The following is a 25,906-nucleotide window of genomic DNA, read 5'->3' as shown; positions in this document are numbered from 1 at the left end:
GGAATGCGCCACATCCGCCAACCTTCGGAACGCCAAACGATCGGGCGGGCAGAATGCCTGACACCCATACCACCCACTATCGCACTGCCCGCCTCTCCCAATGAGCCGGCCGTGACGGGATCTCCCGTTGCGGTCACCTGTGCTGCCCTTCTTTTCCAAGGGAGTTTGCGATCATGCCCATCTAGAAAAGCATCGCCCCGAAAACCATTCCGGTCTCCGGGGCGATGCCATATCAAATGATAGTCGAAACGCAGGCCTTATTTAGACGACAGCTTGAACCCGCCATCCTTGCCGGCCTTCTTGCCGTCGACGGTGACCGTTCCGCCCGCGACCTTGATCACATGAGCCTTGCCGTCGATCGTCAGTTCGGCCTCGAAACCATCCCAGCCGGTCGGCAGCGACGGATCGACGGTCAGTCGATCGCCATTGCGCTTGATGCCGAGAATACCTTCGATCGCCGCGCGATAGAGCCAGCCCGCAGAACCCGTATACCAGGTCCAGCCGCCGCGGCTCTGGTAGTCACCGGCGCCATAGACATCAGCGGCAACGACGTAAGGCTCGACGCGATAGGTTTCGGCCGCCTCGCGGGTCAGCGCGTGGTTGATCGGGTTCAGGATCTGGAAGCACTTCCAAGCATCGTCCCCGCGCTTCATCTGCGCCAGCGCCATCACGACCCAGATAGCCCCATGGGTATACTGGCCGCCGTTTTCACGCACGCCCGGCGGATAGGCCTTGATATAGCCCGGATCCTGGCGGGTTTTCTCGAACGGAGGTGTGAACAGGCGAATGACGCCCGCTTGCTCGTCCACCAGTTCCTTCATCACCGCATCCATCGCCTGGTCGCGCCGGTCCATCCGGCCTTCGCCGGACAATACGCTCCACGACTGGCCGAGGCTGTCGATGCGGCATTCGTCGCTCTTGGCAGAGCCGAGCGGCGTGCCGTCGTCGAAGTAACCGCGACGGTAATAGGCACCGTCCCAGCCGTCGGTTTCGAGCGCATCCTTCAGCGTGTCGATATGCTTCTTCCAACGGTCGACGCGTTTCTTGTCCTTGCGTGCTTCCGCATAAGGAATGAAGTCACGCAACGCAGCTGCCAGGAACCAGCCGAGCCAGACGCTCATGCCGCGGCCATTGACGCCGACACGGCTCATGCCGTCGTTCCAGTCCCCGCCGAGTATCAGCGGCAAGCCAAGGTCCCCGGTGCGATCAATCGCGAGATCGAGCGCACGCGCCGCATGCTCGTAAAGATCGGCGATCTCGTTCGTCACCTCGGGCTGGATGAAGGCATCGTGCTTCGTCTTTTCGAGGATCGGGCCGGAGAGGAACGGCAGTTGCTCGTCCAGAATGGTCTGGTCACCGGTGACCGAGACATACTGGTTGATCCCATAGGCGAGCCAGACAACATCGTCGGAGATCGTCGTGCGCACGCCGGAGCCGTTATGCGGCAGCCACCAGTGCATCACGTCGCCTTCCTTGAACTGGCGCGAGGCGGCATTGATGATCTGACGACGGGCCAGCGACGGCTCGTGCACGAGGAAGGCCAGCGTATCCTGCAACTGGTCGCGGAAGCCGAATGCACCCGAGGCCTGATAGAAGGCGGTACGGGCCATGATGCGGCAACCGAGCGCCTGATAGGGCAGCCAGTGATTGACCATGTTGTTGAGCGACTTGTCCGGCGTCGAGATTTTCAGACGTCCGGTGAACTCGTTCCAGAAGCCGCGGTTTGCCGCCAGCGCGCCGTCGAACCTGACGGTCTTGAGCTCGGCGGAGAGTGCAACCGCCTCCTCCTTCGTCGCGGCATCGCCGAGGAAGAAGGTGACTTCGGTTTCCTGGCCCGGAGCAAGCTCCACGTCGTAGGCGAGTGCAGCACACGGATCGCCGTCGAGATCGAGCGAACCGCTGAGCGAAGACGCACCCATCACGGCCGCCGGCATCTGTACCGAACCGAAGCGGCCGATGAATTCACGGCGGCTCGCCGTGAAGCCGGTCGGCATTTCAGCCATGCCGAGGAAAGCGAAGCGGCTGAAATTGATGCTGAACGCATTGGTGGCAAACAGCGTGCCCGTCGCTTCGTCTCGCGAAGGCAGGATGAAGGGCACGGTCTTTGCAGAGTTCGAACCGAGCAGCCATTCGACGTAGCCGTAAAGCTTCAGCTTCTTCGTTTCCGAGCCGGAGTTTTTCAGCTTGATATGCGAGAACTTGGCATGACGCGTCCGGTCGACGGTCTGCGTCAGTTCCAGCTTCAGGCCGTCCTCTTCGGATGAGAAGACCGAATAACCGAGGCCATGGCGGGCTTCGAACTGGACTTCCGAACGACGCGAGAGTGCGGCAAACGGAGTATAGACCTTGTTCGTTGCCGTGTCGGACACGTAGAAACCTTCGCCCGGCCGATTGATGACGAGGTCGTTGGTCCACGGCGTCAGCTGGTAATCGCGGGAGTTTTCCGCCCAGGAGAAGCCGGCGCCTTCCGCCGAAACGTGGAAGCCGAACGTATCGTTGGAGATGATGTTGATCCACGGATGCGGCGTCGACTGGCCGCCATTAAGGCGCACCACATACTCGTTGCCCTCTTCCGAGAAGCCGCCGATACCGTTCCAGAATTCGAGATCCGTCGGTTCCTTCGGCAGCACTTCGGGAGCGGCAAAGATCTCGCCGTTCAGAAGCGGACGGCGATCGGCTTCGATCTGCTGTTCCGTCGACGGCGCGAAGATCGTGCTTGTGCGGTTCAACTGATCCCCGAACTGGCCGTTGCGGGCATGCAGGACGACGCGAGAAGCGGCGATCATGCCTTCGGCGCCTGCACCTTCCAGAAGATCGCGACGCAGGGTGAACACATGCTGGCGTCCGCCTTCCTGGCCCATGCGGGTTGCCATCTGCTCGATCGATTGCTGCATGTCCTGCGCGTCTTCGGATGCCCGCTCGTTGAAGATGACGAGATCGGAGAGCACGCCGCGCGAACGCAGATATTGCTGCGCCAGGATCGCTTCCTTGGCGACAGGCATGTCGGCTTCGTCATTGATCCGAAGGGTGAAGATCGGCAGGTCACCCGAGACGGACGAGGTCCAGAGGCCCGACTGCGCCTGCATTCCGGCCTGCAGCGTCTGCTGGTCGGCGCGAAGCTGCATGTCGGGATAGACGAGATAACGCGCCAGATGCTGGAATGCGGCAGCATCCTGCGAGGTGACGCCGAGATGGCGCATCTGCATCTGGGTGCGGGTCCAGGCCTGGGTCAACTCGCTCTGGAAGCTCTCCGCATGGCGGTAATGTTCGATCGCCTTGTCGAGATCCTCGCGCTTCGGTGCCGCGATGGTCCAGAACACGACGCTTACCTTCTTGCCCGCCGGCACCCGGACGCTGCGGCGCAGCGACAGGATCGGGTCGAGCGTGAAACCGTCCGTGTTCGACAGCGACGCGCCCGGATCGAAGGCGGCAGCCTCCGACAGCGTGCGGCCGCGGCCGAGGAATTTTCGGCGGTCGGTCTCATATTCCGTCGGGCGATCCGTTCCGGCGTGGTCGGCGGCGAGATGGGCCACCAGCATGTCCGGTTCGCTCGGATCACGCTTGTTGCGCCAGGCGCGGATCACGTCGCCGCGCTTGCCGATCTCGGTGTTGATGAACATGCGCGAAAAGACCGGGTGGCCGTTATCGCCATCATCACCGGCAATCACCGGCTCCATATAGGAAGTGACTTCGATGAAGCGGTCTTCGGTGCCCATGTTGAGCAGCGTCACGCGACGGCCTTCGGCATCGTGTTCAGTGCCGACAATGACCTCGACCGTGCTGGTCAGGTCGCCGACCGTTTTGTGGAACTCGGCCTTTTCATCGCCGAACACGGCCTTGGACTGCTCGCCTTCCGCACGACGCGGCTCGGTCGTCGTCGACCACCAGTCGTTGGTTGCAGTGTCGCGCAGGAAGATGAACTGGCCCCAGCGGTCTTCCGTCGGGTCGGGCTTCCAGCGCGAAACGGAAAGACCGTTCCAGCGGGAATAACCAGAGCCGGTCGCCGTCATCATCAGCGAGTAATGGCCGTTGGAAAGCAGAACCAGTTCTCGGTCCTTGGTGGCCGGGCTGTTGATCGTGCGGATTTCCGGGCGCAGCAATTCGCCGCCGCCGGTGCCCGGCTTTTCCTCGTGCTTGGCGCTCATGACAGGGATGTCGCGCGGCGCCTTTTCCTGCAACAGCAGTTCGGCCGCTTCGATCACCGGATCGGCATGGAAGAGTTCGCGCAGCAACCCGTTCATGACGACGTTGGCGACAGCCGCGATCGACATGCCATGGTGGTGGGCATAGTAGTTGTAGACGACGGCGCAGCGCTTGCCTTCCGGCACGCGGGTCGGGGTGAAATCGACCGCATCGTGGTAACCATAGATGCCGAGCGCACCGAGATCGCGCAGTTCGGCAAGGTTTTCGACGGCGGCCGTCGGATCGTACTGGCTGGCAAGGATCGACGCGTAAGGCGCGATGACGGCATTTTGGCCGAGACCACGCTTCAGGCCCAGCGTCGGCACACCGAAATTGGTGTACTGATAGTGCATCTGATGGTCGAGCGCATTGAACGCGGCTTCCGAAATGCCCCACGGCGTGCCGAGACGGCGGCCATGGTTCATCTGTTCCTTGACGATCAGGTTGTTGGTCTGGTTGAGAATACCGCCCTGACGCTCCTGCATGACGAGCGGCGGCATCAGGTATTCGAACATCGAGCCCGACCAAGACACCAGCGCACCACGAGCACCGATCGGCACGACATGGCGGCCGAGCTTGTACCAGTGCTCGTTGGGCAGGTCGCCCTTGGCGATGCCGAACAGGCTGGTCAGGCGCGCTTCGGAGGCGAGAAGGTCGTAGCAGGCCTCGTCGACTTCATTGCTCTCGACCCGGTAGCCGATCGACAGAAGGCGGCGATCCTTGCGGAACAGGAACTTGAAGTCCATCGCAAAGGCGATCTTGCGGGCGCGCACGGCAAGCGATGCCAGACGATCCCGCAGCTCTTCGACATTGGCGTTGTCGAATGTCGAGTCGGCAATATGCGCTTCGCAGGTGGTGACCAGAGAGGCCGCCCACTTGGTCACTTCTTCGCTCTGGGCAGAGCGAACTTCGTGGTCCAGGTTATGCGACAGCTTCTGGATCTCGCGGGCGAGAACCGACAGGTTGATGATGCGGATCGAGGCGAATTCGTGCTCGCGCTTGACGGCGGCCAGCGCATTGGCAAAGCCGTTGATCCGCTCTTCGAGGCGGCGACGCAGCGGGCGAACCGTCTTGCGATCGTCGGGCAGCGCCTTCAGCGTTTCGCCGAGAATTCCGGCGACGTCGCCCAAACCATCGAGATTGCCCTGCAGATGCGCCGACGGCGCTTCCGCCCAGATGCGGCAGGCCGACGAAATGGCGATCAGGTGACCGGCGAAGTTGCCGCTATCGACCGACGACACGTAACGCGGCATCAGCGGCTTCATCGTGTCGATGTGATACCAGTTATACATATGGCCGCGGAACTTGTCGGCCTTCTCGACGGTCGCGATCGTCTGTTCCAGCCGCTCGACCGTTTCGGCAAAGCTGATCCAGCCGAAATGACGCGCCGAAATGGTCGACAGGAGATAGACGCCGATATTGGTCGGCGAAGTCCGCTTGGCGACCGACGGGTTCGGCTTTTCCTGATAGTTGTCCGGCGGCAGATAGCTGTGCTCCGGCGTCACGAACATTTCGAAATAACGCCAGGTGCGACGAGCGATCTTACGCAGCTCGACCGAGACGTTTTCCGGCACGAACAGCTTGTCTTCCGTCTCGGCCGACTGGCTGACATACCAGGCAACGAGCGGTGAGAAGATCCACAGGATGGCGAACGGAATGCCGACGAGGAAGGCGTTGTCGCCCGGAATGGCGGCCAGAAGAATGCTGAGCACGGCAATTGCCGGCGCATGCCACATGGCGCGGTAATAATCGGTCGGGCTGCCCTGCGCATTCGACTGGATCGACGCGGCGGTCTTCCATTCGAGCATCAGCTTGCGGGAAACAAAAAGGCGATAGAGCGAACGCCCGATCGCATCCGTCATGATGCAGGCGGAATCGGCGATGAAGACGATCCGAAGCGCTACCTGCGCATTGGTCGAACGGACATCAGACCATACCGAATAGAAATGCGCCTTCGCGACATTGTCGCTGGAACGCGGCAGAAGGTTGGTCAGAAGCGAGATCGTCGGGGCGACGAACAGCGAGAAGATCAACAGGATCTGCCAGATCAGCGCGCCGAGCGGGTCCATGAAATACCAGCCGAGCACGGAGGCGAAGAACCAGGCGATCGGGGTAAGCGACCGGCGCAGGTTATCCAGCATCTTCCAGCGGCCGAGCGCAGTCACGCCACGCTTCGCATCGATGATATAAGGGATGAGCTGCCAGTCGCCGCGGGCCCAGCGATGCTGGCGCGACACTTCCACTTCGTAACGGGTCGGGAAATCCTCGACCAGCTCGACGTCGGTGACGAGAGCGCAACGCGCGAACGAGCCTTCGAGAAGGTCGTGCGAAAGAACCGCGTTTTCTTCGATCCGGCCCTTCAGCGACGCTTCAAAAGCATCGACGTGATAAAGGCCCTTGCCGGTGAACGAACCTTCGGCGGTGAGGTCCTGATAGACGTCGGAAACGGCGAAGACGTAAGGGTCGAGACCACGGCCGACCGAGAAGACGCGCTGGAAGACAGAGGCTTCCGTTCCTGTCGTCAGCGACGGCGTCACGCGCGGCTGCATCAGACCGTAACCACGCACGACCTGATTGGTCTCAGGGTCGAGCACCGGACGGTTGATCGGGTGGTGCATCTTGCCGACAAGCTTTGTCGCCGCATCGCGAATGAGGCGGGTATCGGCATCAAGCGTCATCACATACTGGACATTCGCCGGAACCGTGTTGGCGCCCTGAAGATAGGTCGTGTCGCGGTCGCCGCGCAGGAGCAGGTTCAGCTCATGCAGCTTGCCGCGCTTGCGCTCCCAGCCCATCCACACGCCTTCGTTCGGGTTGAACAGGCGGCGGCGGTGCAGCAGGAAGAAGCGGTCGCTCGGCACCTCATCCTTGTAGCGGGCATTCAGCGATGCGATTTCACGCTTGGCGTAATCGAGGATTTCGAGATCGGCCTCGGTCTGCTCCAGCTTGCTGTCACGCCAGTCGGAAAGCAGCGAGAAATAGATCTCGCCCTGCGGGTTGGCGAGATAATGAACTTCGAGATTGCGCACCAGTTCATCGACCGTATCGCGGTCGGTGATCAGGCACGGCACGACGACCAGCGTCTTTGCCTCTTCCGGAATGCCTTCCTTGAACTCGTAACCGACGAGACGCGCCGGTTTGACGAAATAGGTGACGACCGTATTGAACAGGCCTGTTGCACCTTCGGACGCCGGAAGCGCGAACATCAGGAGGAGGAAGAAGACGACGATCAGCGGGATCGCGGCCTGGACCAGGAAATGGCCGGTAATCACCAGCGCCAGAACGGTCAGCAGGATGACCGGAGCCGCAATCGCCAGCCAGTTCAGCTTGCGATAGGCGCGCACCGCCCGCTGCAGGATCGGCGGATTGTAACCGACGGCCGCTTCAAGCTCCTTGCGGTGACGGCCGACGATGAAGGCGCCGACATTGGTCTCGCGCACATCCGGGTCTTTCTCGGCAGCATCCTGCGAAAGCTTGATCGCCGCCTGGGTGACTTCCGCCTCGCTGCGCTTGGAAAGCCGTGCAAGCTTTTCGATGCGGTTGCGATAGGCATTGCGCGAACCGAAATCGAGCGCTTCGTAATCGGTATGCTCGCGGAACAGCTTGTCGATCTGCGAGACGTCCTCGAACCAGACGCTCCATTCCGTATCGATGATCAGGCGCAGGCTCTTGATAATGTTGCCCATCGTCACGTTGCCGGAGGAGAGACGGCTCTGCTCTGACTGGGTGACGGTCTCGACATCGGTGCCGGCTTCGGCCAGTCGCTCTTCGATCCACTGCGTGGCAAACGTCGTCGACTGCGAGGCATTGCGCATGCGGTAGAGGAACTGCGCCGCAAACGTGTTGTCGCGCGCCAGATCCGCGACGCCGGCCAGCACCTTGGCGCTTTCGGTTTCGTCGTTCAGGCGGATAATTTCGTCGGCGACGTCATTGGCGCGCTTGCGCATGTTGCGCGAACGGTCGACGCGGGTTGCGATACGGCGCAGGTTCTCGATCAGCACGAAGCGGATGAAGGACGGCAGCGCCCAGAGTTCACCGATTTCGAGCGGTTCGTTCTCCTGGAAACCCTCGACCATGGCGGCCAGCGTCTCGCGGTTCACGCCCGAATGGGTGTGCGCGACATAGAGCCATGCAAGCGCCAGAACGCGCGGCATCTTCTGCCCCTCTATGACGCGCGTCGGCAGCTGTTTGAAGAACTTCTTCGGGAAGTCGCGGCGGACTTCCTGGATCGCCTCTTCTACGATGTAATAATTGTCGAGCAGCCATTCGGCCGCCGGCGTGATCGAAGCGCCCGCATCCACATCGAGAGCCGCTGCGCGATAAACGCGAAGGATTTCCTTCTCGTTATCGGAATGCTGCTGGAAGAACTCGAAGGACATCAGTCCAGGCAACTCTTGCGCCTCACCACGGCCAAGTCTGACACCGCAGTCTCTCAGGTCATCTATCGTCAGGTAGGTCGCACGGATCGAATCATTGTGATCGATCTGCTTGACGTCTGTTTCGCGCGAGGAACCGGGCTTCGGAGTATCAAGGGACATGGACACGCTTCTGAATGAAAGATCGGGGTTTATCGGCCAAATTTCTCGGGCCTACGCCGGAAAGTCACGCCGCCATCTGGGAAATGGCGCCGGGCTCCGGTGCAATCCGCGCGAAGGGAGATAGAGGCCGGCTTGAATATTGCAAATCAAAGACACCAATTATCGCCAGCCACAGCTCGGATTGACACAATCTACCCCATTAGCCTTGGCTGCCTGAATAAAGGCTGAACGGATTCAAACGATTGGATTCCGGGAGAAAAATGCGGACCCGGCAAGCGTTCGATTGGCGCATGGCGGCCAATGGGCTATACCCGCGCCTTCTCTTCGCGAAAGCCAGAAAGGCCCACCAGATGACGCTGCGATTTTCAAACGACATGACCGACGTGATCGCAATCCGCCGGCATCTGCATGAAAATCCGGAAATCGGCCTTTCCGAATTCAACACCTCGGATTTCATTGCCGGAAAGCTTGAGGAATACGGCTACGAGATTACGCGCGGGCTGGCAAAGACCGGCATCGTCGCAACCCTTAGAAACGGTGACAGCTCGCGCTCCGTCGGCATCCGCGCCGATATCGACGCGCTGCCGATCACCGAAGAGACCGGCGTGGACTATGCCAGCAAGAACAAGGGCGTGATGCATGCCTGCGGCCATGACGGGCACACCGCCATGCTGCTTGGTGCCGCAAAAATCCTTGCTGAGCGCAAGAATTTCGACGGCACGATCCACCTGATCTTCCAGCCAGCCGAAGAGAATTTCGGCGGTGCCAGGATCATGATCGAAGAGGGCCTGTTCGAAAAATTCCCCTGCGATGCCGTTTTCGGCATGCACAATGATCCGGCCATGCCCTTCGGCAAGGTCTTCGTCAAGGACGGTCCGCTGATGGCTGCGGTCGATGAGGCTCGCATTACCGTCAACGGCCGTGGCGGTCATGGTGCAGAACCGCAGACGGCATCTGATCCGATCGTCGCCGGCGCCAGCATCATCATGGCGCTGCAGACGGTCGTGTCGCGCAACATCCATCCGCTCGATCAGGCGGTCGTCACTGTCGGCGCCTTCAATGCCGGCATTGCCAGTAACGTCATCCCCGAACGCGCAACGATGGCAATCACCATCCGCTCCTTCGATCCGAAGGTTCGCGACATGCTGGAAGAGCGCATCCGCGGCATCGCCGAAGGACAGGCCGCAAGCTACGGCATGTCGGTGACGATCGATTATGAACGCGGTTATGAGGCGACGATCAACCATTCGGCGGAAACGGATTTCGTCCGCGATCTGGCGAAAAAGGTGGTCGGCGCGGAAAATGTCGCGGAGATCGAGCGCCCGATGATGGGAGCGGAAGATTTTGCCTATATGCTGGCGGAGCGCCCGGGCAGCTATTTCTTCCTCGGCACGGCGAAGACGGACAACGATCCTTCGCTGCATCATCCTAAATTCGACTTCAACGATGATGCCCTGCCGATCGGCGTCAATCTGTGGGTCGAGCTGGCCGAAACCTATCTGGCGGCGAAGTGATGGTCTGATTTGTCATAGCCATTGGGCAAGACCTTTTTCCGAAACAAAAAGACCCGGCGCTGAATGAAGCGCCGGGTCTTCTGATTTTGCCGTCAGAGCCAGATCACGCCGGACTAGGCGAGCTCTCGGGCTTCTTGTCCTTGCCGGAAGCATCGTCATCGTCGCTGTCGTCCAGCAGGCCACTGGTTCTTAAGAGCGAGGCGAAGCGGCCGCCGAGGCGGCTCAGTTCGTCGTAACTCCCCATTTCGGCGACGCGGCCGCCATCGAGGAAGATGACGGTGTTGGCATCGCGCACGGTCGACAGGCGGTGAGCGATGATGAAGGTGGTGCGGTCCTGACGCAGCTTGTCGATCGCGACCTTCACGCGCGCTTCGGTTTCCACGTCGAGCGCGCTTGTCGCTTCGTCTAGAACGAGGATCGGGGCGTTCTTCAGGATTGCGCGAGCGATTGCAATACGCTGGCGTTCGCCGCCCGACAGCTTGTTGCCGCGTTCTCCCACAGCCGTCTCGTAACCGTTGAGGCGGTCCTCGATGAATTCGGTCGCGGCTGCGGCTTCGGCCGCCTTGATGATATCGGCTTCCGTGGCGCCTTCGCGACCGAGGCGAATGTTGTCGCTGATCGAGCGGTTCAGAAGACCGGCGTCCTGGAAGACGGTGGCGATCTGCTGGCGCAGCGATTTGCGGGTGACGGTTGCGATATCGATCCCGTCGATCAGGATCTTGCCTTGCTGCGGGTCGTAAACCCGCTGGAGAAGGTTGATCAGCGTTGTCTTGCCGGCTCCGGTCGGCCCGACGATCGCAACCGTCTGACCGGCCTTGGCGGTGAACGAGATATTGTGGACGCCCTGCTTGGTATTGGCGAAACCGAAGCTCACATCGCGGAACTCAACCTCGCCGCTGACATCGCGCAGCTCGCCGGCACTGGCCGGTTCGGTGCGGTCATCAACCGAATCTTCCAGAACGAAGAAGTCTTCCAGCTTGGCGCGCGCCTCGAAGATCTGGGTGGCGAACTGGCGCAGCAGGTCGAGGCGGGCGATCAAGAGGTTGGCGAAACCGATGAAGGCAACGACATCGCCGACACGGATTTCGCCGCGCTGGACCAGCATGGTGCCGATGACGAGGATGACGCCCATCGAGACGGTCGAGGCTGTGCGGTTGAGGCCACCTGCCAGCGCCCACCAGTCGAGAACCGGATACTGGGCTTTCAGCAGGTCCTTGGTATAGGCCTTGAGCGCCTGGGTCTCCGCCTCGATACGGTTGTAGCTATGCAGGACCGAGACGTTGCTGATCGAATCGCTGACATGGGAAAAGACCTGGTGATAGTGGCTTTCCACCGATGCCTGGCCTTCCTTGGTGCGCTTCATCACTGCGACGCCGATGACCCAGTAGAAGATGCTGAGGCAAAGAAGCACGAGGCTGAGGCGCCAGTCCATGGAGATTGCGGTCGGGATCAGGAAGAGGATCGCCACGCCGGTCGCCAGATGCGTGCGCATGAATTCGAGCCACAGGCCGAACAGGCTTTCGGCGGCGCGAAGCAGCGTGTGCAAGGCGTTCGAGGTGCCTCGCTGGTGATGCCAGGAGAGCGGCATCGAGATGATCCGGCCGAAGGCTTCCGTCAGAAGTGATGCGCGGCGGCCATGGGCCAACCGGTCGGCTTCGCGCGCCACGAGAACGTAAGCTATCGTATTGAAGACGCCGAAAGCTGCCCATAAGATCAGGACATTGGTCACTGCGCCGCCGGAGGATATCGCATCGATGATCCAGCCGAACAGGATAGGCTCGGCAATGGTGATCACGGCCAGCACGATGTTGGCGATGACGATAGCCGTCACGCGCCACTTGTTCTTGCCCAGGTATCTAAGTGCCCGCGCATAAACCTGAAATAGTGTCAACCGTTCAACCTCTTCAGTCATTTCCACCCTAATGTGGGTCACTGAGCTTTATGGACAATACAAGGCGATTCCAAGCCATTATCGTAGGATCGATTGTGTCAGTATGGTGTGTCGTGTAAAAAAACATAAATGCACGTAATTGTGGTGTTTGTCGTTTCAGCAATGCTAGATTTGGCTTTACGGTTTCAACATATCCTAACCGTCGGCCTGAACGGTCGAGGCGATAGTCGCATATGTAATTCGGCATGCCCGGTTCGGGCTCGGGGGCGGTATTGAATATTACCATGATTGTCCAGTTCCTGGTCTTGCTTGGGGAAGCAAGAACACCGGAACAGGTTGCCAGCCAGACCAAAAAGCTGGTTGGCGGATATGGCTTCGAATTTTACAGTGTTCTTATCCAGCCATTGCCGCAGCTAAAGCTCCAGCGGTCGGTTCTGGCTGCGGAATGGCCGAAAAACTGGACAGAGCTTTACAGGCAGCGAAAATATTCGCTGATCGATCCGACGCTGCGCTGGCTGCGGCTGGCTCAACGGCCGTTTCGCTGGAAGGAGATGCTTCTGACCTTGAAGGCCGATCCGCATCGGCAGCGGATGAAGCGAATGCTGCAAGAGGCCATGCGGCATGGGCTGGATGACGGCTATGTGTTTCCCATCCATGGCCGAAACGGACTGATCGGCAGCTTTGCGATCGGTGGCAAGCCCGTCGATCTTTCGCCGGCTGAAATCAGCCTGTTCGATGCGGTCGGCAAGGCGGTGTTCTGGAAGTTGCTGGAGCTTCGCCATAAAGTCGAGATCTTCGAGAATGCACCGCTCAGCGAGGCTCAGCTGACGCGGCGGGAAATGGAAGTCACGCTCCTTCTCGCCAACGGGCTTACCTCCAACGAGATTGCCAAAGAACTCGACATATCCAGCCATACGGTGGATTGGTACATTAACGGCCTGCACGAAAAGCTCGGCGCGAACAACCGGCAGCATCTGATCGCGCTGGCCTTCCGTTTGGCACTGATCGCCTGAGGCAATCTGTGCAACCTGAGGCTCCATTTTCGATCAACTTTATACTTGCGTAATTTCAGGGATATTGATCTCTTGCGCTGCAACAAGTCCAATTCTGCCCTTGGGAGAGCGCTTTGCAGATAAAGAAGATCCTTGTTGCCAACCGATCCGAGATTGCTATCCGCGTTTTCCGCGCAGCCAATGAGCTCGGGATAAAGACGGTCGCGATCTGGGCGGAAGAAGACAAACTCTCGCTGCATCGGTTCAAGGCGGATGAGAGTTATCAGGTCGGCCGTGGGCCGCATCTTCAAAAGGATCTTGGGCCGATCGAGAGCTACCTGTCGATCCCGGAAGTAATCCGGGTCGCAAAGCTTTCCGGCGCCGACGCGATCCATCCCGGTTACGGTCTGCTTTCCGAAAGCCCGGAATTCGTCGATGCCTGTGACGAGGCCGGCATCATTTTCATCGGTCCCCGGCCGGACACGATGCGCCAGCTCGGCAACAAGGTGGCTGCCCGTAATCTTGCCATTTCGGTCGGCGTGCCTGTCGTGCCGGCGACCGATCCGCTGCCGGACGATGCCGCGGAAGTGGCGCGGATGGCCGAGGAAATCGGTTATCCGGTGATGCTCAAGGCCTCATGGGGCGGCGGCGGTCGCGGCATGCGCGCCATTCGTGATCCCAAGGATCTCGCCCGTGAAGTCGTTGAGGCCAAGCGCGAGGCAAAGGCCGCTTTCGGCAAGGACGAGGTCTATCTGGAAAAGCTGGTCGAGCGTGCCCGTCACGTCGAAAGCCAGGTGCTCGGCGATACACACGGCAATGTCGTGCATCTGTTCGAACGCGATTGTTCCATCCAGCGCCGCAACCAGAAAGTCGTGGAGCGCGCGCCTGCACCCTATCTGACCGAAGCGCAGCGGGCGGAACTCGCCGGCTATTCGCTGAAGATCGCCAAGGCGACGAATTATGTCGGCGCCGGCACGGTCGAGTATCTGATGGATGCCGAGACCGGCAAATTCTACTTCATCGAGGTGAACCCGCGCATCCAGGTCGAGCATACGGTGACGGAAGTCGTGACCGGTATCGATATCGTCAAGGCGCAGATCCATATTCTCGAAGGCTTTGCGATCGGTACGCCGGAATCGGGTGTTCCTGCTCAGGAAAATATCCGGCTTAATGGCCATGCCCTGCAATGCCGCATCACCACGGAAGATCCGGAGCAGAACTTCATCCCGGATTACGGGCGTATCACCGCCTATCGTTCGGCGGCCGGTTTCGGCATTCGTCTGGATGGCGGCACGGCTTACACCGGCGCGATCATCACCCGTTATTACGATCCGCTGCTGGTCAAGGTTACGGCGTCTGGTTCCACGCCGGCCGAAGCGATCAGCCGCATGGACCGTGCGCTGCGCGAATTCCGTATTCGCGGTGTCGCCACCAACCTGACCTTCCTCGAGGCAATCATCGCCCATCCGAAATTCCGCGACAATTCCTATACGACGCGGTTCATCGATACGACGCCGGAATTGTTCGAGCAGGTGAAGCGTGCCGACCGCGCGACGAAGCTTCTGACCTATCTTGCCGACGTCACCGTCAACGGTCATCCGGAAACGAAGGGCCGGCCGACGCCGTCCGACAAGATTTCCAAGCCTGTCCTGCCCTTCATCGAAGGGACGATCCCGGCCGGCACCAAGCAGAAGCTCGATGAACTCGGGCCAAAGAAATTTGCCGAATGGATGCGCGGCGAAGGTCGGGCACTGATCACCGACACGACGATGCGCGACGGTCACCAGTCGCTGCTCGCCACCCGCATGCGCACGCATGACATTGCCAGCATTGCCGGCGTCTATGCGCGGGCGCTGCCGAACCTGTTTTCGCTGGAATGCTGGGGTGGCGCGACCTTCGATGTTTCCATGCGCTTCCTCACCGAAGACCCGTGGGAGCGGCTAGCGCTGATCCGCGAGGCGGCGCCGAATATCCTCTTGCAGATGCTTCTGCGTGGGGCAAACGGCGTCGGCTATAAAAACTATCCCGACAATGTGGTGAAATATTTCGTCCGCCAGGCTGCCAAGGGCAGTTCCGAAAATGGCGGCATCGATCTTTTCCGTGTGTTCGACTGCCTGAACTGGGTCGACAACATGCGCGTGTCGATGGATGCGGTGAATGAGGAAGGCAAGCTGTGCGAGGCGGCGATCTGCTATACCGGCGATCTGACCAATTCCGCACGGCCGAAATACGACCTCAGATATTATGTCGGGCTGGCGCAGGAACTGGAAAAGGCCGGTGCGCATATCATCGCCGTCAAGGACATGGCAGGGCTTTTGAAGCCGGGTGCGGCAAAGGTTCTGTTCAAGGCCCTGCGTGAGGCGACTTCGCTGCCGATCCATTTCCATACGCATGACACGTCTGGTATTTCGGCAGCCACCGTGCTTGCCGCCGTCGATGCCGGCGTCGACGTGGTCGATGCGGCGATGGATGCGTTTTCCGGAAACACGTCGCAGCCGTGTCTCGGTTCGATCGTCGAGGCGCTTTCAGGCTCCGAGCGTGATCCGGGCCTCGATCCGGAATGGATCAGAAAGATCTCGTTCTACTGGGAAGCGGTGCGTAACCAGTATGCGGCCTTCGAAAGCGATCTCAAGGGACCGGCATCGGAAGTCTATCTGCACGAGATGCCGGGTGGCCAGTTCACCAATCTCAAGGAACAGGCGCGTTCGCTGGGCCTCGACACCAAGTGGCATAAGGTCGCCCAGACCTATGCCGACGTGAACCAGATGTTCGGCGATATCGTCAAGGTGACGCCGTCCTCCAAGGTTGTCGGCGACATGGCGCTGATGATGGTCTCCCAGGACCTGACGGTGGCCGATGTCGAGAACCCGGACAAGGACATCGCGTTTCCGGAATCGGTCGTCTCGATGCTGAAGGGTGATCTAGGCCAGCCTCCGGGCGGATGGCCGGAAGCACTTCAGAAGAAGGCGCTGAAGGGTGAGAAGCCTTACACGGCCGTGCCCGGTTCGCTGCTTGCGCCGGCCGATCTTGCCAAGGAGCGCAGTGACGTCGAGGAGAAACTTGGCCGCAAGGTCGATGACTTCGAGTTTGCCTCGTATCTGATGTATCCGAAGGTGTTCACCGACTTCGCAATGGCGTCGGAAACCTATGGTCCGGTCTCAGTGCTGCCGACGCCCACCTATTTTTATGGACTGGCAGATGGCGAGGAGATGTTGGCCGATATCGAGCGGGGCAAAACGCTTGTCATCGTCAATCAGGCGATGAGCGCTGCGGATGCGCAGGGCATGGTGACGGTGTTCTTCGAACTCAACGGCCAGCCACGCCGCATCAAAGTGCCGGATCGCAATCGCACTGCTTCCAGTGCCATCCGCCGCAAGGCGGAAGCCGGTAATGTCGCACATCTCGGCGCGCCGATGCCGGGTGTCGTATCGACCGTTGCCGTGGCTGCCGGCCAGACGGTGCAGGCGGGCGATGTGCTCCTGTCGATCGAGGCGATGAAGATGGAGACCGCGCTACATGCCGAGAAGGACGGAGTGATTTCCGAAGTTCTCGTCAAGGCCGGCGACCAGATCGATGCCAAGGATCTGCTGGTGGTCTACGCCGCCTGAGGCCTACCGATGACTGTTTGATAAAAGGGCGGCTCGTCATGCGGGCCGCCCTTTTTGCATTCCGACATAATTCGTGTTTTTGCACGATATTGCATATTTATGCCGACTCGAGCATGATTTCGGCATGGATCAATTCGTCAGTGAAAGACAGGCGCATATCCTTGCCGAACTTCGCGCCAAGGGGCGGGTCTCGGCGCAGGATCTTGCCCAGACATTCGGTGTCTCCGAGGATACGGTAAGGCGCGACCTGCGGGAAATGGCCGGGCGCGGTGAATGCGAGAGGGTCTATGGCGGGGCGTTGTTGCCGGGCAGGCAGACGGTCCCGCTGAAGACGCGTATTGCCGAGCAGCCGGATCGCAAGGTGGCCCTGGGGCAGAAGGTCGTGGAATCGATTGTCGAAGGCAGCGTCGTTTTCTTCGATGCCGGTTCGACCAATCTTGCCGTTGCCCGCAGCTTGCCTGAAAATTTCGGGCTGACTGCCGTTACCAATACGCCGGCAATTGCCGCAGAACTCTCCGGCCGGCCGGGCGTGGAGTTGATCATGATCGGTGGCAGAGTGGACCCGGCTGTCGGGGCGGCGCTCGATGCGACGGCAATCCGGCAGCTTGAGACGATACGGCCGGATCTTTGCATTCTCGGTGCTTGCGGCCTGACGCTTGAAGGTGGGCTGGCGGCGGATATCTTTGAAGACGCAGCCTTCAAGCGTCTTGCCTGTGCTGCCAGCAAAAACAGCCTTGCCGCGATCACCTCGGACAAGCTGGGGTTGAGAGCCGCATTTCACGTGCATGCACTTCAAGCGCCGCTGTCGCTCGTGTTCGAAGCCGATGCGGATGAGGCGCTGGTCAGAAAAATATCTCTTCAGGGTGTCGAGGCACATCGATGCGGTGCCGCCACCTCAAGCAACGGAAAAAGCGTATCGAGAGGAAACACGCCATGAGCCAATCCGAGATAGAGAAGGCTACACGGCCGCTTGGATCCTACCTGACCAAGGAGCGGGCCGGCGTGGCGCTTCTCTTCCTGATGAACGGCTTCATGATCGGGTCATGGGCGCCGAAAATCCCGGAATTCGCCTCTCGTCTCGGTCTCAGCGAAAAGGAACTGGGACTGATGATCCTAGCCTTTGGCCTCGGCTCGATCATCATGATGCCGATTGCCGGCAGCCAGATCGCCCGTTTCGGCTCCAGCACCGTTTCCAAATTTGCGGCCGTGCTGCTGACGCCCATGCTTTTTCTGCTCTCGCTGACCGGGGATGTCTGGACGGGTGCGATTGCGATCTCGCTGTTTGGCGGGTTGATCGGTGCCATGGACGTGGCGATGAATGCCAATGCGGTGGCGACCGAAAAGCATATGCGCCGGGCAATCATGTCGTCCTGCCATGCCTTCTGGAGCCTCGGCGGTTTGCTGGGGGCTTCCAGCGGTGGTTTCCTGATCCAGAAGCTCGGGGTTTTCAACCACTCCGTCATCGTCACGCTGGTTGCCGCGCTGATGGTTGTGCTCTGCTGGAAGATCGTGCTGCATGACGCACCGCATCCCGATGAAGCAAAGGACGAGACGCGCAGCAGGCTGCCGCGCTCGCCGCTGCCCTGGCTGATCGGTGTGATCGCACTGTTCTGCATGATCCCGGAAGGGGCCATCCTCGATTGGGGGGCGCTTTACATGCGCAACGAACTCGGGGCGTCTGTCGCTCTCTCCGGCTTCGCCTTTGCCGGTTTCTCCCTCACCATGGCGATCATGCGGTTTGCCGGCGATCTCATCCGTGACCGCCTGGGTGCAGTCATGACGCTTAGGATCTGCGGTACGATTGCTATCTGCGGGCTGGCCATTATCGGACTTGCGCCGAATACGACCATCGCGATCGTGGGCTTTGCGCTCGCCGGTATCGGGATTTCCAACATGGTGCCGATCGTATTTTCGGCGGCCGGCAACCTTCCGGGCATGGCGGCCGGCGTTGGCTTGTCGGTTGTGACGACGATGGGGTATTCGGGAATTCTGCTTGCGCCTTCGGTTATCGGCTTCGTTGCGGAACATACGGGGCTTGCCTCGATCTTTCTGGCTTTGTCCGGTTTCCTCGTCGTTGTGCTGGCGGTGTCGCGGCTTGCCCGTCATGCGGATGGCGCTCATCATTGAGCGCCATGCCGTAAAAGTGCCTCAGGTGAGTGGTTGACAAGCGGCAGCGCATACGCCACCTGAAATGCAACTCTGCTTGAGGCACCGAGACCCGACCATGACATCACCCATCGATTTTGATCCGAAACCGCGCCGTCAGACCGTAGCGGTCGATGTGGGTGGGGTGATCGTGGGCGGTGGCGCACCGGTCGTCGTGCAGTCGATGACCAATACGGACACGGCCGATGTCGATGCAACGGTGGCGCAGGTCGCAGCCCTCTACAAGGCCGGTTCGGAAATCGTCCGCATCACCGTCGATCGCGACGAAAGTGCCGCCGCCGTGCCGAAGGTGCGCGAACGGCTGCTCCGGCTCGGCATGGATGTGCCGCTTGTCGGCGATTTTCACTATATCGGCCACAAGCTTCTTTCCGACCACCCGGCCTGCGCCGAAGCGCTGGCGAAATACCGCATCAATCCGGGCAATGTCGGCTTCAAGGACAAGAAGGACAAGCAGTTCGGCGACATCATCGAGATGGCGATCCGCTACGACAAACCTGTTCGTATCGGCGTCAACTGGGGTTCGCTCGACCAGGATCTCCTGACCACGCTGATGGACCGCAATGCGGAAGCCGGTTCGCCGCTTTCCGCCCGCCAGGTCATGCATGAGGCGATCGTGCAGTCGGCGCTGATTTCCGCCGAGTTGGCCGAATCGATCGGCCTGCCGCGCAATCGCATCATTCTGTCCGCCAAGGTCAGCCAGGTTCAGGACCTGATCGCCTGTTATTCGATGCTGGCGGAGCGTTCCAACCATGCGCTGCATCTCGGCCTCACCGAGGCGGGCATGGGTTCAAAGGGCATCGTCGCGTCGTCGGCTGCCATGGGCTACGTTCTGCAGCACGGGATCGGCGACACGATCCGCGTTTCGCTGACGCCGGAGCCGAATGGCGACCGGACGAAGGAAGTGCAAGTGGCCCAGGAAATCCTGCAGGTCATGGGGTTCCGCCAGTTCATTCCGGTCGTTGCCGCGTGTCCGGGCTGCGGCCGCACGACCTCCACCGTGTTCCAGGAACTGGCCCAGAAGATCCAGGCCGATATCCGCAAGAACATGCCGGTCTGGCGCGACAAATATCCGGGCGTGGAAGCCTTGAACGTCGCCGTCATGGGCTGCATCGTCAATGGTCCGGGCGAGAGCAAGCATGCCGATATCGGCATTTCGCTGCCCGGTACGGGCGAAACGCCATCTGCCCCCGTCTTCATCGACGGCAAGAAGGCGATGACGCTGAAAGGCCCGAATATCGCGGGTGATTTCGAAAAGCTTGTCGACGACTATATCGAGAACCGTTTCGGCCAGAACCGCACGGCTGCGGAATAATCACTCAGCTTCAGCCAAAGCTTTTGCGAGCATGGCCTGCGCCGACCAGCGCACGACCTTTTCTGCCCGGTCGATATCCATGGCGCAGACATCGCGCAGCACGATGATCGCCTCTATGCCGGTCAGCAGCGAAAGGCCGGCGATGAGATCCTCGTAAGCCGGTTTCGACAATTTGCCTTCAATCGGCTTCAACGCTTCCGCAAGCCAGGGGAGACGGCGACCCGAACGCGGGATCTCGTCGCTGGTGACCGCTGCCGAAAGAAACGCGCGAAAAACGCTCTCGTTTTCGGCAACCATCCGAAAAATCTGGCCGACCATCTCATCCAGCCGCTGTTCCACCGTGCCGCCTTTGGCGATCTCGTCGGGCAGATGTACGTTTTCGGCAATCGCATCCAGTGCCGCCTCGCGCAAAATGTCTTCCGGCCTGGAGAAATAACGATAGGCGGTGGCGCGAGAAATGCCCGAGGCATCGGCCACGTCGGCGACGGAAAACGAGCTTCCCTCCTCGATCAGCCGGCGCGCCGTTCTCAGCAGTTCGGAACGGGTTCTCTTCTTCTGGTTGATCCTCTCGGATGTCGTTTCGCGCAATACTTGACCGGTCATCATATTTCCTTTATGAGAAATCCGTCTCATTAAGAGGCGATCGTATCATAAATCCAGAAGAGGACAAGACGATGATGGCCGCCAAGGTCGATGCCCCCGAAACTGGTCCGATGACCGTGCATTTTCTCGGCAACCTGCTGACCTTTCATATCCGCAGCGCCGTAACCGACGACAAGTTCACCCTGATCGAGAACCGCACGGCACCCGGCCAGGGCGCGCCACTGCATCGGCAGGCGGATAACGAGGCGTTTTATGTTCTGGAGGGCCAGTATGAGTTCTTTCTCGATGGCGCCTGGCAGCTGAAAGGTCCCGGCGCGGTGGTCCATATCGTGCCCGGTACGGTTCACGCTTTCCGCAACCCCGGAAAGACGGATGCGCGGATGCTGATCATCAATTCGCCGGGCAGTCTTCACGAAGCTTTCTTCGTCGATGTCGGCGAAAAAACAGAGCTTCACCAGACGGCATTTCCGCCGATGACCGAGCCGGATGTGCCGGCAATCGTTGCCAGCGGATTGCGCAACCATATCGAAATTCTGCCACCCGCTGCATAAGGGCGGATGACTGCAATGTGTACTCCTCGCCGGTGGCCAACGACGGGGAGAATGCAGCCGCTTCGTTGTTTTGCCGTATTTCGTGGTAAGGAAGTGCGACCACCTAGGACGGGAAACGATTCGAATGCTCAAGAAATTTGCCATCGTCGCGCTGGCCGCGACCTTCCTTTCTGCCTGCACCACGACCGATCCGTATACGGGCGAGCAGAAGGTTTCCAACACTGCGGGCGGCGCCGCAATCGGTGCCGGTATCGGCGCACTCGGCGGTCTCGTCATCGGCGGCGGCAACAAGGGCCGCAACGCGCTGATCGGTGCTGCAATCGGCGGTCTCGCCGGGGGTGCTATCGGCAATTACATGGACCGTCAGGAGTCCGAGCTGCGCGCTCAGCTGCAGGGAACCGGCGTTTCGGTGACCCGTCAGGGCGACCGCATCATCCTCAACATGCCGTCGAACATTACGTTCGCGACCGACCAGGATCAGGTGATTCCGCCGTTCTACGATACGCTGAATTCCGTGGCGATCGTGCTCAACAAGTTCGGCAAGACCTATATCGATGTGAACGGTCACACCGATTCCACCGGCAGCCTGCAGCATAACCAGGGCCTTTCCGAGCGCCGTGCGGCTTCCGTCGCCAACTATCTCGGCGGCCGTGGTGTCGACCAGCGCCGTATCTCGACCATGGGCTTCGGCCCGTCGCAGCCGGTCGCTTCCAACGCAACGCCGGACGGCCGCGCGCAGAACCGCCGCGTCGAAGTGGCGATCGCGCCGATCGAACAGCAGTAAAAGAAAAACCCACCGCCGGCCGTTCGGGCTGGCGGTGGGGTATCATTTCCGGTGACGTCTTTTACGTGCCGGCTTAACTTTGGCGATTGGCGACGAAACGTGCCGCCTCTTGCAGGATTTCAGCTCTCTGACCATAGGGCGAGAGCAGATCGACGGCCTCGGTCGTCAGCGCATTGAGCGTCTTTTCCGCCCATTCCATTCCGTGCAATCCGACCAGCGTGCCCTTGCCGCGTCCGGCATCCTTGCCGGCTGCCTTGCCGAGCGTTGCCGCATCCGACGTCACGTCGAGGAGATCGTCGGCGAGCTGGAAGGCGAGGCCGATCTTTTCTCCAAATGTGCGAAGTCTCTTGCGATCCTCGTCGGAGGCGCCGGCGATGACCGGCCCGGCTTCGCAGGCGAAGCGCAGCAATGCGCCGGTCTTCATCGCCTGCAGGGTGCGAATGCCCGCCTCATCGGGCGCGTTCTTTTCCGCGGCCAGATCGAGCGCCTGGCCACCGGCCATTCCGCCGATGCCGGCTGCGCGGGCGAGTGCCGAGACGAGGCGGACCTTGCGGTCGGCGGCAAGCTCGGTTTCGGGCGCCGCGATAATGTCGAAGGCGTAGGTCAGCAGGCTGTCGCCGGCCAGAATGGCGGTGGCTTCGTCAAAAGCCTTGTGCACCGTCGGCTGACCACGGCGCAGATCGTCGTCGTCCATGGCGGGAAGATCGTCATGGATCAGCGAATAACAATGCAGGCATTCGAGCGCCGCGCCGATGCGCAGTGCAGTCTTTCGGTCGGCACCGAACATGGCAGCACTTTCGATGACGAGAAAGGGGCGCAACCGTTTGCCGCCGTTCAGCGTTCCATGGCGCATGGCGGCCGCCAGGTTTTCCGGCCTCGCGATCTCATCATCCTGCGTTTGAGATGACAGAAGGCGCATGAGCAGTGCCTCGGTTTCCGCGGCGCTCTCTTTCAGTCGGGTCTCAAAGGATGTCTGATCGGTGTCGATGATGCTCATAGCGGCTGTGTTGCATGCCGCCAGAGCGCTGGCAACGGGATTTACCAACCCCACAGGAAGTTTAACGGCAAAGACTCGTCATGCGCGATCATACTGGCTATGAAACATCGGGTTGCTTATCGGCGGATTTGGGGACTGCGTTTGGATATCACGCCAGACCGACAGGCTGAGGAAGAGGAACCCGCCATGCCGCGACGGCAAAAGGCGGGATCGTTTTCGCGCGTGGCCCGAAAGGCTATTCTTGTCATCGCCGCGCTCCTTATCCTGCCCTATCTGCTCATTCCGGTTTACGCCGTACCTTTTACCCGGCCGGTTTCGACGCTGATGCTGTCGGAACTGTTTCTGCTTCGCGGATATGACCGGCGCTGGAAGGATATCGACGAGATATCCCCCAATCTGGTGCGTGCCGTGATGATGTCGGAAGACGGGCAGTTCTGTTTCCATGGCGGCGTCGATTGGCGGCAGATGCGCGGTGTCGTGGAAGATGCGCTTGGCGGTGAGGCAACGCGCGGCGCCAGCACGATCTCGATGCAGACGGCAAAGAACCTGTTTTTATGGAACGGCCGGTTCTTTGTGCGCAAGGTGCTGGAAATACCGCTGGCGATCGCTGCCGATACGGTCTGGACCAAACGGCGGATGCTGGAAATCTACCTCAATGTCGCGGAATGGGGGCCGGGCATCTATGGCGCGGAAGCCGCCGCTCAGCATTATTTCAAGACCAGTGCTTCAAAACTCAACCGTAGCCAGGCGGCGTTGCTTGCTGTCGCATTACCCAATCCGTTTACCCGTGTTGCCAGCAAACCGGGCCGTGGCATGCGAAACCTTTCTGCCTTGATTGATCGCCGAGCGAGGAATTCGGGCGAATATATCAAATGCATTTATGAGTGAGATCGGAACTTGTCGTTGGAAACAGGCGGCGTCATGCGTCAGTCTTATCGATGACATAGAAGCTCGGATATCGAGTTGATCCGGACGATAGCCATGACCGAGAACCAGTTTTCTGCCGAACTTCTTCATTATGCCGCATCTCACAATCCGGCCGCGCCGAGCCATCTCGGTACACGCTACGGCAAGAGAGGTGGCTTTCGTCGCGAGCCGGGAAATACGGTCGTCTGCCATGTCGCGAGCGGCTCGGAGACGGAACGCGCGCTCGTTGATGTGCGCGACGGCTATCTGGAGATGCCGGAAGCCGACAAGTTGTTGCTGACGCCGATCACCAGTCTGCATATGACATTGTTTCAAGGCATTATCGAGTATCGGCGCGAGCCGGGTTTCTGGCCGGCCGATCTGCCGCTCGATACGCCGATCAACGACATGCACGAGATCATGGCCGAGAGGCTTGTGGCCTTTCAGGCGCTCGATCCGTTCCGCGTGGTCGTTTCCGGTGCCCATCCGGCCGGGCTGACGGTCGAGGGGCGACGCGAGGAAGACCGGCGAGCCATGCGCGCCTGGCGGGATGCATTTGCCAACCTGCTCGGCTATCGTCACCCAGATCACGATAGTTACATCTATCACATCACATTCGGTTACCCGATCGATCGCCTTTCCGATGCGGCGTTGCCGGCTTGGCAGTCCATGCTCGATAGCATTCCGGGCAGGATCGCCGGCCGCGTGCCGGAACTGGAGCTTACCCCGCCGGCATTCTGCGTTTTCGAAGACATGAACCATTTCCACGAAATCCTGGTCTTCGATACCGAGGAGGATATGGAGACAATCGATGACTGAAGAACTGACGCTTTATATCGGTAACAAGAATTATTCGTCCTGGTCGTTTCGGCCATGGATCGCGCTGACGGCGGCGGGCGTGCCGTTCGGTGAAGTGCTGATCCCCTTCGATGACGAGGGCGGGAATCCGAAATTCAGGGAAATCTCGCCGACGGGCCGGGTGCCTTGCCTGCACCATGGTGAGTTTCGCGTGTGGGAATCGCTTGCGATCATCGAATATGCAGCCGAGCTTTTTCCGGAAAAGGTGATCTGGCCGAAGGATCGCGCCCACCGCGCGATGGCGCGCGCCGTCTCGATGGAGATGCTGTCCGGCTTTCGGGCTTTGCGTAATGCCTGCCCGATGAATATCCGCCGAAGCAAACGCCGCCTTGAACTGCCTGCGGATGTTCAAGCGGGAGTGGATGCAGATGTGGCACGGATTTCGGCGATCTGGACGGAGCTGACGGCGCGTTCCGGCGGGCCTTATCTTTTCGGAGAATTTTCGGCGGCGGATGCGATGTTTGCGCCAGTGGTCAACCGGTTCGAGGCCTATGATCTCGTCTCCGACAAGGCGGTGCTTGACTATATGGCGGCGATGAAGGCGCATCCGGCGTGGAGGACGTGGGAAACGGCAGCACTTGCCGAGACCTGGATCGTGCCGGCGGACGAGGCCTGAAAGCCGTGATTCACCGAATCCGGCGGATCAGCGAAAAAATCCCTGTGGGGACTGGTCAAAGCCCTGACGTGCATGTATAAGCCAGCCCAATTTCCGAGATCGGGACGTGATGGGTTCGGCCTCACAGAGGCCGGATATTACGTTTTGCACGAAGTGGAGTAACACAAATGGCAGTACCAAAGAGAAAAGTTAGCCGATCCAAGCGCGGTATGCGCCGCTCCGCAGACGCGCTGGCTACCCCGACGTTCGTCGAGGACAAGAATTCCGGCGAACTTCGCCGTCCGCACCACATCGACCTGAAGACCGGCATGTACCGCGGTCGCCAGGTTCTGACGCCGAAGGAAAGCGCATAAGCGTTTTTCTGAAGCAGAAACTTTAAAGCCCGGTC

16 protein-coding genes are annotated in these 25,906 nt (G+C 60.1%); 12 read left to right on the top strand and 4 right to left on the bottom strand.

Translation table 11 applies throughout. The annotated features are described in order from the left end of the window. Positions 1–257: 257 nt before the first annotated feature. Positions 258–8,720, bottom strand: a complete 8,463-nt coding sequence (locus JNB91_RS05430; protein ID WP_220324499.1) for a glycoside hydrolase family 94 protein — start codon at positions 8,718–8,720, stop codon at positions 258–260. A gap of 350 nt (positions 8,721–9,070) precedes the next feature. On the opposite strand from JNB91_RS05430, the gene JNB91_RS05425 reads away from it, so the two are divergent. Next, on the top strand, positions 9,071–10,234 hold the full coding sequence (locus tag JNB91_RS05425; RefSeq protein ID WP_223218061.1) for a M20 aminoacylase family protein: 1,164 nt from the start codon (positions 9,071–9,073) through the stop codon (positions 10,232–10,234). Positions 10,235–10,337: 103 nt separating this feature from the next. On the opposite strand, the gene JNB91_RS05420 is transcribed toward JNB91_RS05425, so the two are convergent. Further along, positions 10,338–12,125, bottom strand: a complete 1,788-nt coding sequence (locus tag JNB91_RS05420; RefSeq protein WP_220324498.1) for a glucan ABC transporter ATP-binding protein/ permease — start codon at positions 12,123–12,125, stop codon at positions 10,338–10,340. 272 nt (positions 12,126–12,397) lie between these two features. On the opposite strand from JNB91_RS05420, the gene JNB91_RS05415 reads away from it, so the two are divergent. From JNB91_RS05415 to ispG, 5 genes are all read left to right on the top strand, one after another. After that, complete coding sequence (locus tag JNB91_RS05415) at positions 12,398–13,138, top strand: LuxR family transcriptional regulator (protein ID WP_220324497.1); 741 nt, start codon at positions 12,398–12,400, stop codon at positions 13,136–13,138. A gap of 113 nt (positions 13,139–13,251) precedes the next feature. Next, entirely contained in the window at positions 13,252–16,725 is a 3,474-nt protein-coding gene (gene pyc, locus JNB91_RS05410) for a pyruvate carboxylase (RefSeq protein ID WP_220324496.1), read from the top strand. 124 nt (positions 16,726–16,849) lie between these two features. Continuing rightward, entirely contained in the window at positions 16,850–17,662 is an 813-nt protein-coding gene (locus tag JNB91_RS05405; RefSeq protein ID WP_220324495.1) for a DeoR/GlpR family DNA-binding transcription regulator, read from the top strand. Beyond that, on the top strand, positions 17,659–18,852 hold the full coding sequence (locus JNB91_RS05400; RefSeq protein ID WP_220324494.1) for an MFS transporter: 1,194 nt from the start codon (positions 17,659–17,661) through the stop codon (positions 18,850–18,852). The genes JNB91_RS05405 and JNB91_RS05400 overlap by 4 nt, the downstream gene beginning before the upstream one ends. A 97-nt stretch (positions 18,853–18,949) precedes the next feature. Next, on the top strand, positions 18,950–20,203 hold the full coding sequence (ispG, locus tag JNB91_RS05395) for a flavodoxin-dependent (E)-4-hydroxy-3-methylbut-2-enyl-diphosphate synthase (protein WP_220324493.1): 1,254 nt from the start codon (positions 18,950–18,952) through the stop codon (positions 20,201–20,203). Here ispG and JNB91_RS05390 read toward each other — a convergent pair whose 3' ends face one another. Further along, positions 20,204–20,806 carry a TetR/AcrR family transcriptional regulator gene (locus JNB91_RS05390; RefSeq protein ID WP_220324492.1) on the bottom strand — a complete coding sequence of 201 codons (603 nt, stop codon included), beginning with the start codon at positions 20,804–20,806 and terminating at the stop codon, positions 20,204–20,206. A gap of 71 nt (positions 20,807–20,877) precedes the next feature. Between JNB91_RS05390 and JNB91_RS05385 the strand changes: the two genes are divergently transcribed. Beyond that, positions 20,878–21,357 (top strand): cupin domain-containing protein, encoded by a 480-nt coding sequence (locus JNB91_RS05385; protein ID WP_220324491.1) that lies wholly within the window; start codon positions 20,878–20,880, stop codon positions 21,355–21,357. A gap of 124 nt (positions 21,358–21,481) precedes the next feature. Next, the gene (locus JNB91_RS05380) at positions 21,482–22,141 is read left to right on the top strand and encodes a YiaD family glycine zipper/OmpA-like lipoprotein (RefSeq protein ID WP_220324490.1); all 660 of its coding nucleotides are present in this window, start codon (positions 21,482–21,484) and stop codon (positions 22,139–22,141) included. A gap of 73 nt (positions 22,142–22,214) precedes the next feature. Here JNB91_RS05380 and JNB91_RS05375 read toward each other — a convergent pair whose 3' ends face one another. Further along, entirely contained in the window at positions 22,215–23,138 is a 924-nt protein-coding gene (locus JNB91_RS05375; RefSeq protein WP_222857445.1) for a polyprenyl synthetase family protein, read from the bottom strand. Between the two features lie 186 nt (positions 23,139–23,324). On the opposite strand from JNB91_RS05375, the gene mtgA reads away from it, so the two are divergent. The 4 genes from mtgA (at position 23,325) to rpmF (ending at position 25,871) form a co-directional block, all read left to right on the top strand. Then, a complete protein-coding gene (gene mtgA, locus JNB91_RS05370; RefSeq protein WP_223218060.1) occupies positions 23,325–24,026 on the top strand; it encodes a monofunctional biosynthetic peptidoglycan transglycosylase in 702 nt (233 codons plus the stop codon). A 93-nt stretch (positions 24,027–24,119) separates the two neighbouring features. Then, a complete protein-coding gene (locus JNB91_RS05365) occupies positions 24,120–24,863 on the top strand; it encodes a DUF1868 domain-containing protein (RefSeq protein ID WP_220324488.1) in 744 nt (247 codons plus the stop codon). After that, on the top strand, positions 24,856–25,518 hold the full coding sequence (locus tag JNB91_RS05360) for a glutathione S-transferase family protein (protein WP_220324487.1): 663 nt from the start codon (positions 24,856–24,858) through the stop codon (positions 25,516–25,518). The genes JNB91_RS05365 and JNB91_RS05360 overlap by 8 nt, the downstream gene beginning before the upstream one ends. A 167-nt stretch (positions 25,519–25,685) precedes the next feature. Further along, entirely contained in the window at positions 25,686–25,871 is a 186-nt protein-coding gene (rpmF, locus tag JNB91_RS05355; protein WP_112458846.1) for a 50S ribosomal protein L32, read from the top strand. Positions 25,872–25,906: the final 35 nt, after the last annotated feature.

Source organism: Aliirhizobium wenxiniae (genome assembly GCF_019511445.1).
Taxonomy (GTDB): Bacteria; Pseudomonadota; Alphaproteobacteria; order Rhizobiales; family Rhizobiaceae; genus Neorhizobium; species Neorhizobium wenxiniae_A.
This window is presented reverse-complemented; position numbering and strand designations above follow the sequence as displayed.

What these genes read in the sequence shown, in the direction of transcription:
- JNB91_RS05430 (WP_220324499.1), bottom strand. Translation starts at nt 8,720, where the DNA reads ATGTCCCTTGATACTCCGAAGCCCGGTTCCTCGCGCGAAACAGACGTC.
- JNB91_RS05425 (WP_223218061.1), top strand. Translation starts at nt 9,071, where the DNA reads ATGACGCTGCGATTTTCAAACGACATGACCGACGTGATCGCAATCCGC.
- JNB91_RS05405 (WP_220324495.1), top strand. Translation starts at nt 16,850, where the DNA reads ATGGATCAATTCGTCAGTGAAAGACAGGCGCATATCCTTGCCGAACTT.
- JNB91_RS05400 (WP_220324494.1), top strand. Translation starts at nt 17,659, where the DNA reads ATGAGCCAATCCGAGATAGAGAAGGCTACACGGCCGCTTGGATCCTAC.
- ispG (WP_220324493.1), top strand. Translation starts at nt 18,950, where the DNA reads ATGACATCACCCATCGATTTTGATCCGAAACCGCGCCGTCAGACCGTA.
- JNB91_RS05390 (WP_220324492.1), bottom strand. Translation starts at nt 20,806, where the DNA reads ATGACCGGTCAAGTATTGCGCGAAACGACATCCGAGAGGATCAACCAG.
- JNB91_RS05385 (WP_220324491.1), top strand. Translation starts at nt 20,878, where the DNA reads ATGATGGCCGCCAAGGTCGATGCCCCCGAAACTGGTCCGATGACCGTG.
- JNB91_RS05380 (WP_220324490.1), top strand. Translation starts at nt 21,482, where the DNA reads ATGCTCAAGAAATTTGCCATCGTCGCGCTGGCCGCGACCTTCCTTTCT.
- JNB91_RS05375 (WP_222857445.1), bottom strand. Translation starts at nt 23,138, where the DNA reads ATGAGCATCATCGACACCGATCAGACATCCTTTGAGACCCGACTGAAA.
- mtgA (WP_223218060.1), top strand. Translation starts at nt 23,325, where the DNA reads ATGCCGCGACGGCAAAAGGCGGGATCGTTTTCGCGCGTGGCCCGAAAG.
- JNB91_RS05365 (WP_220324488.1), top strand. Translation starts at nt 24,120, where the DNA reads ATGACCGAGAACCAGTTTTCTGCCGAACTTCTTCATTATGCCGCATCT.
- JNB91_RS05360 (WP_220324487.1), top strand. Translation starts at nt 24,856, where the DNA reads ATGACTGAAGAACTGACGCTTTATATCGGTAACAAGAATTATTCGTCC.
- rpmF (WP_112458846.1), top strand. Translation starts at nt 25,686, where the DNA reads ATGGCAGTACCAAAGAGAAAAGTTAGCCGATCCAAGCGCGGTATGCGC.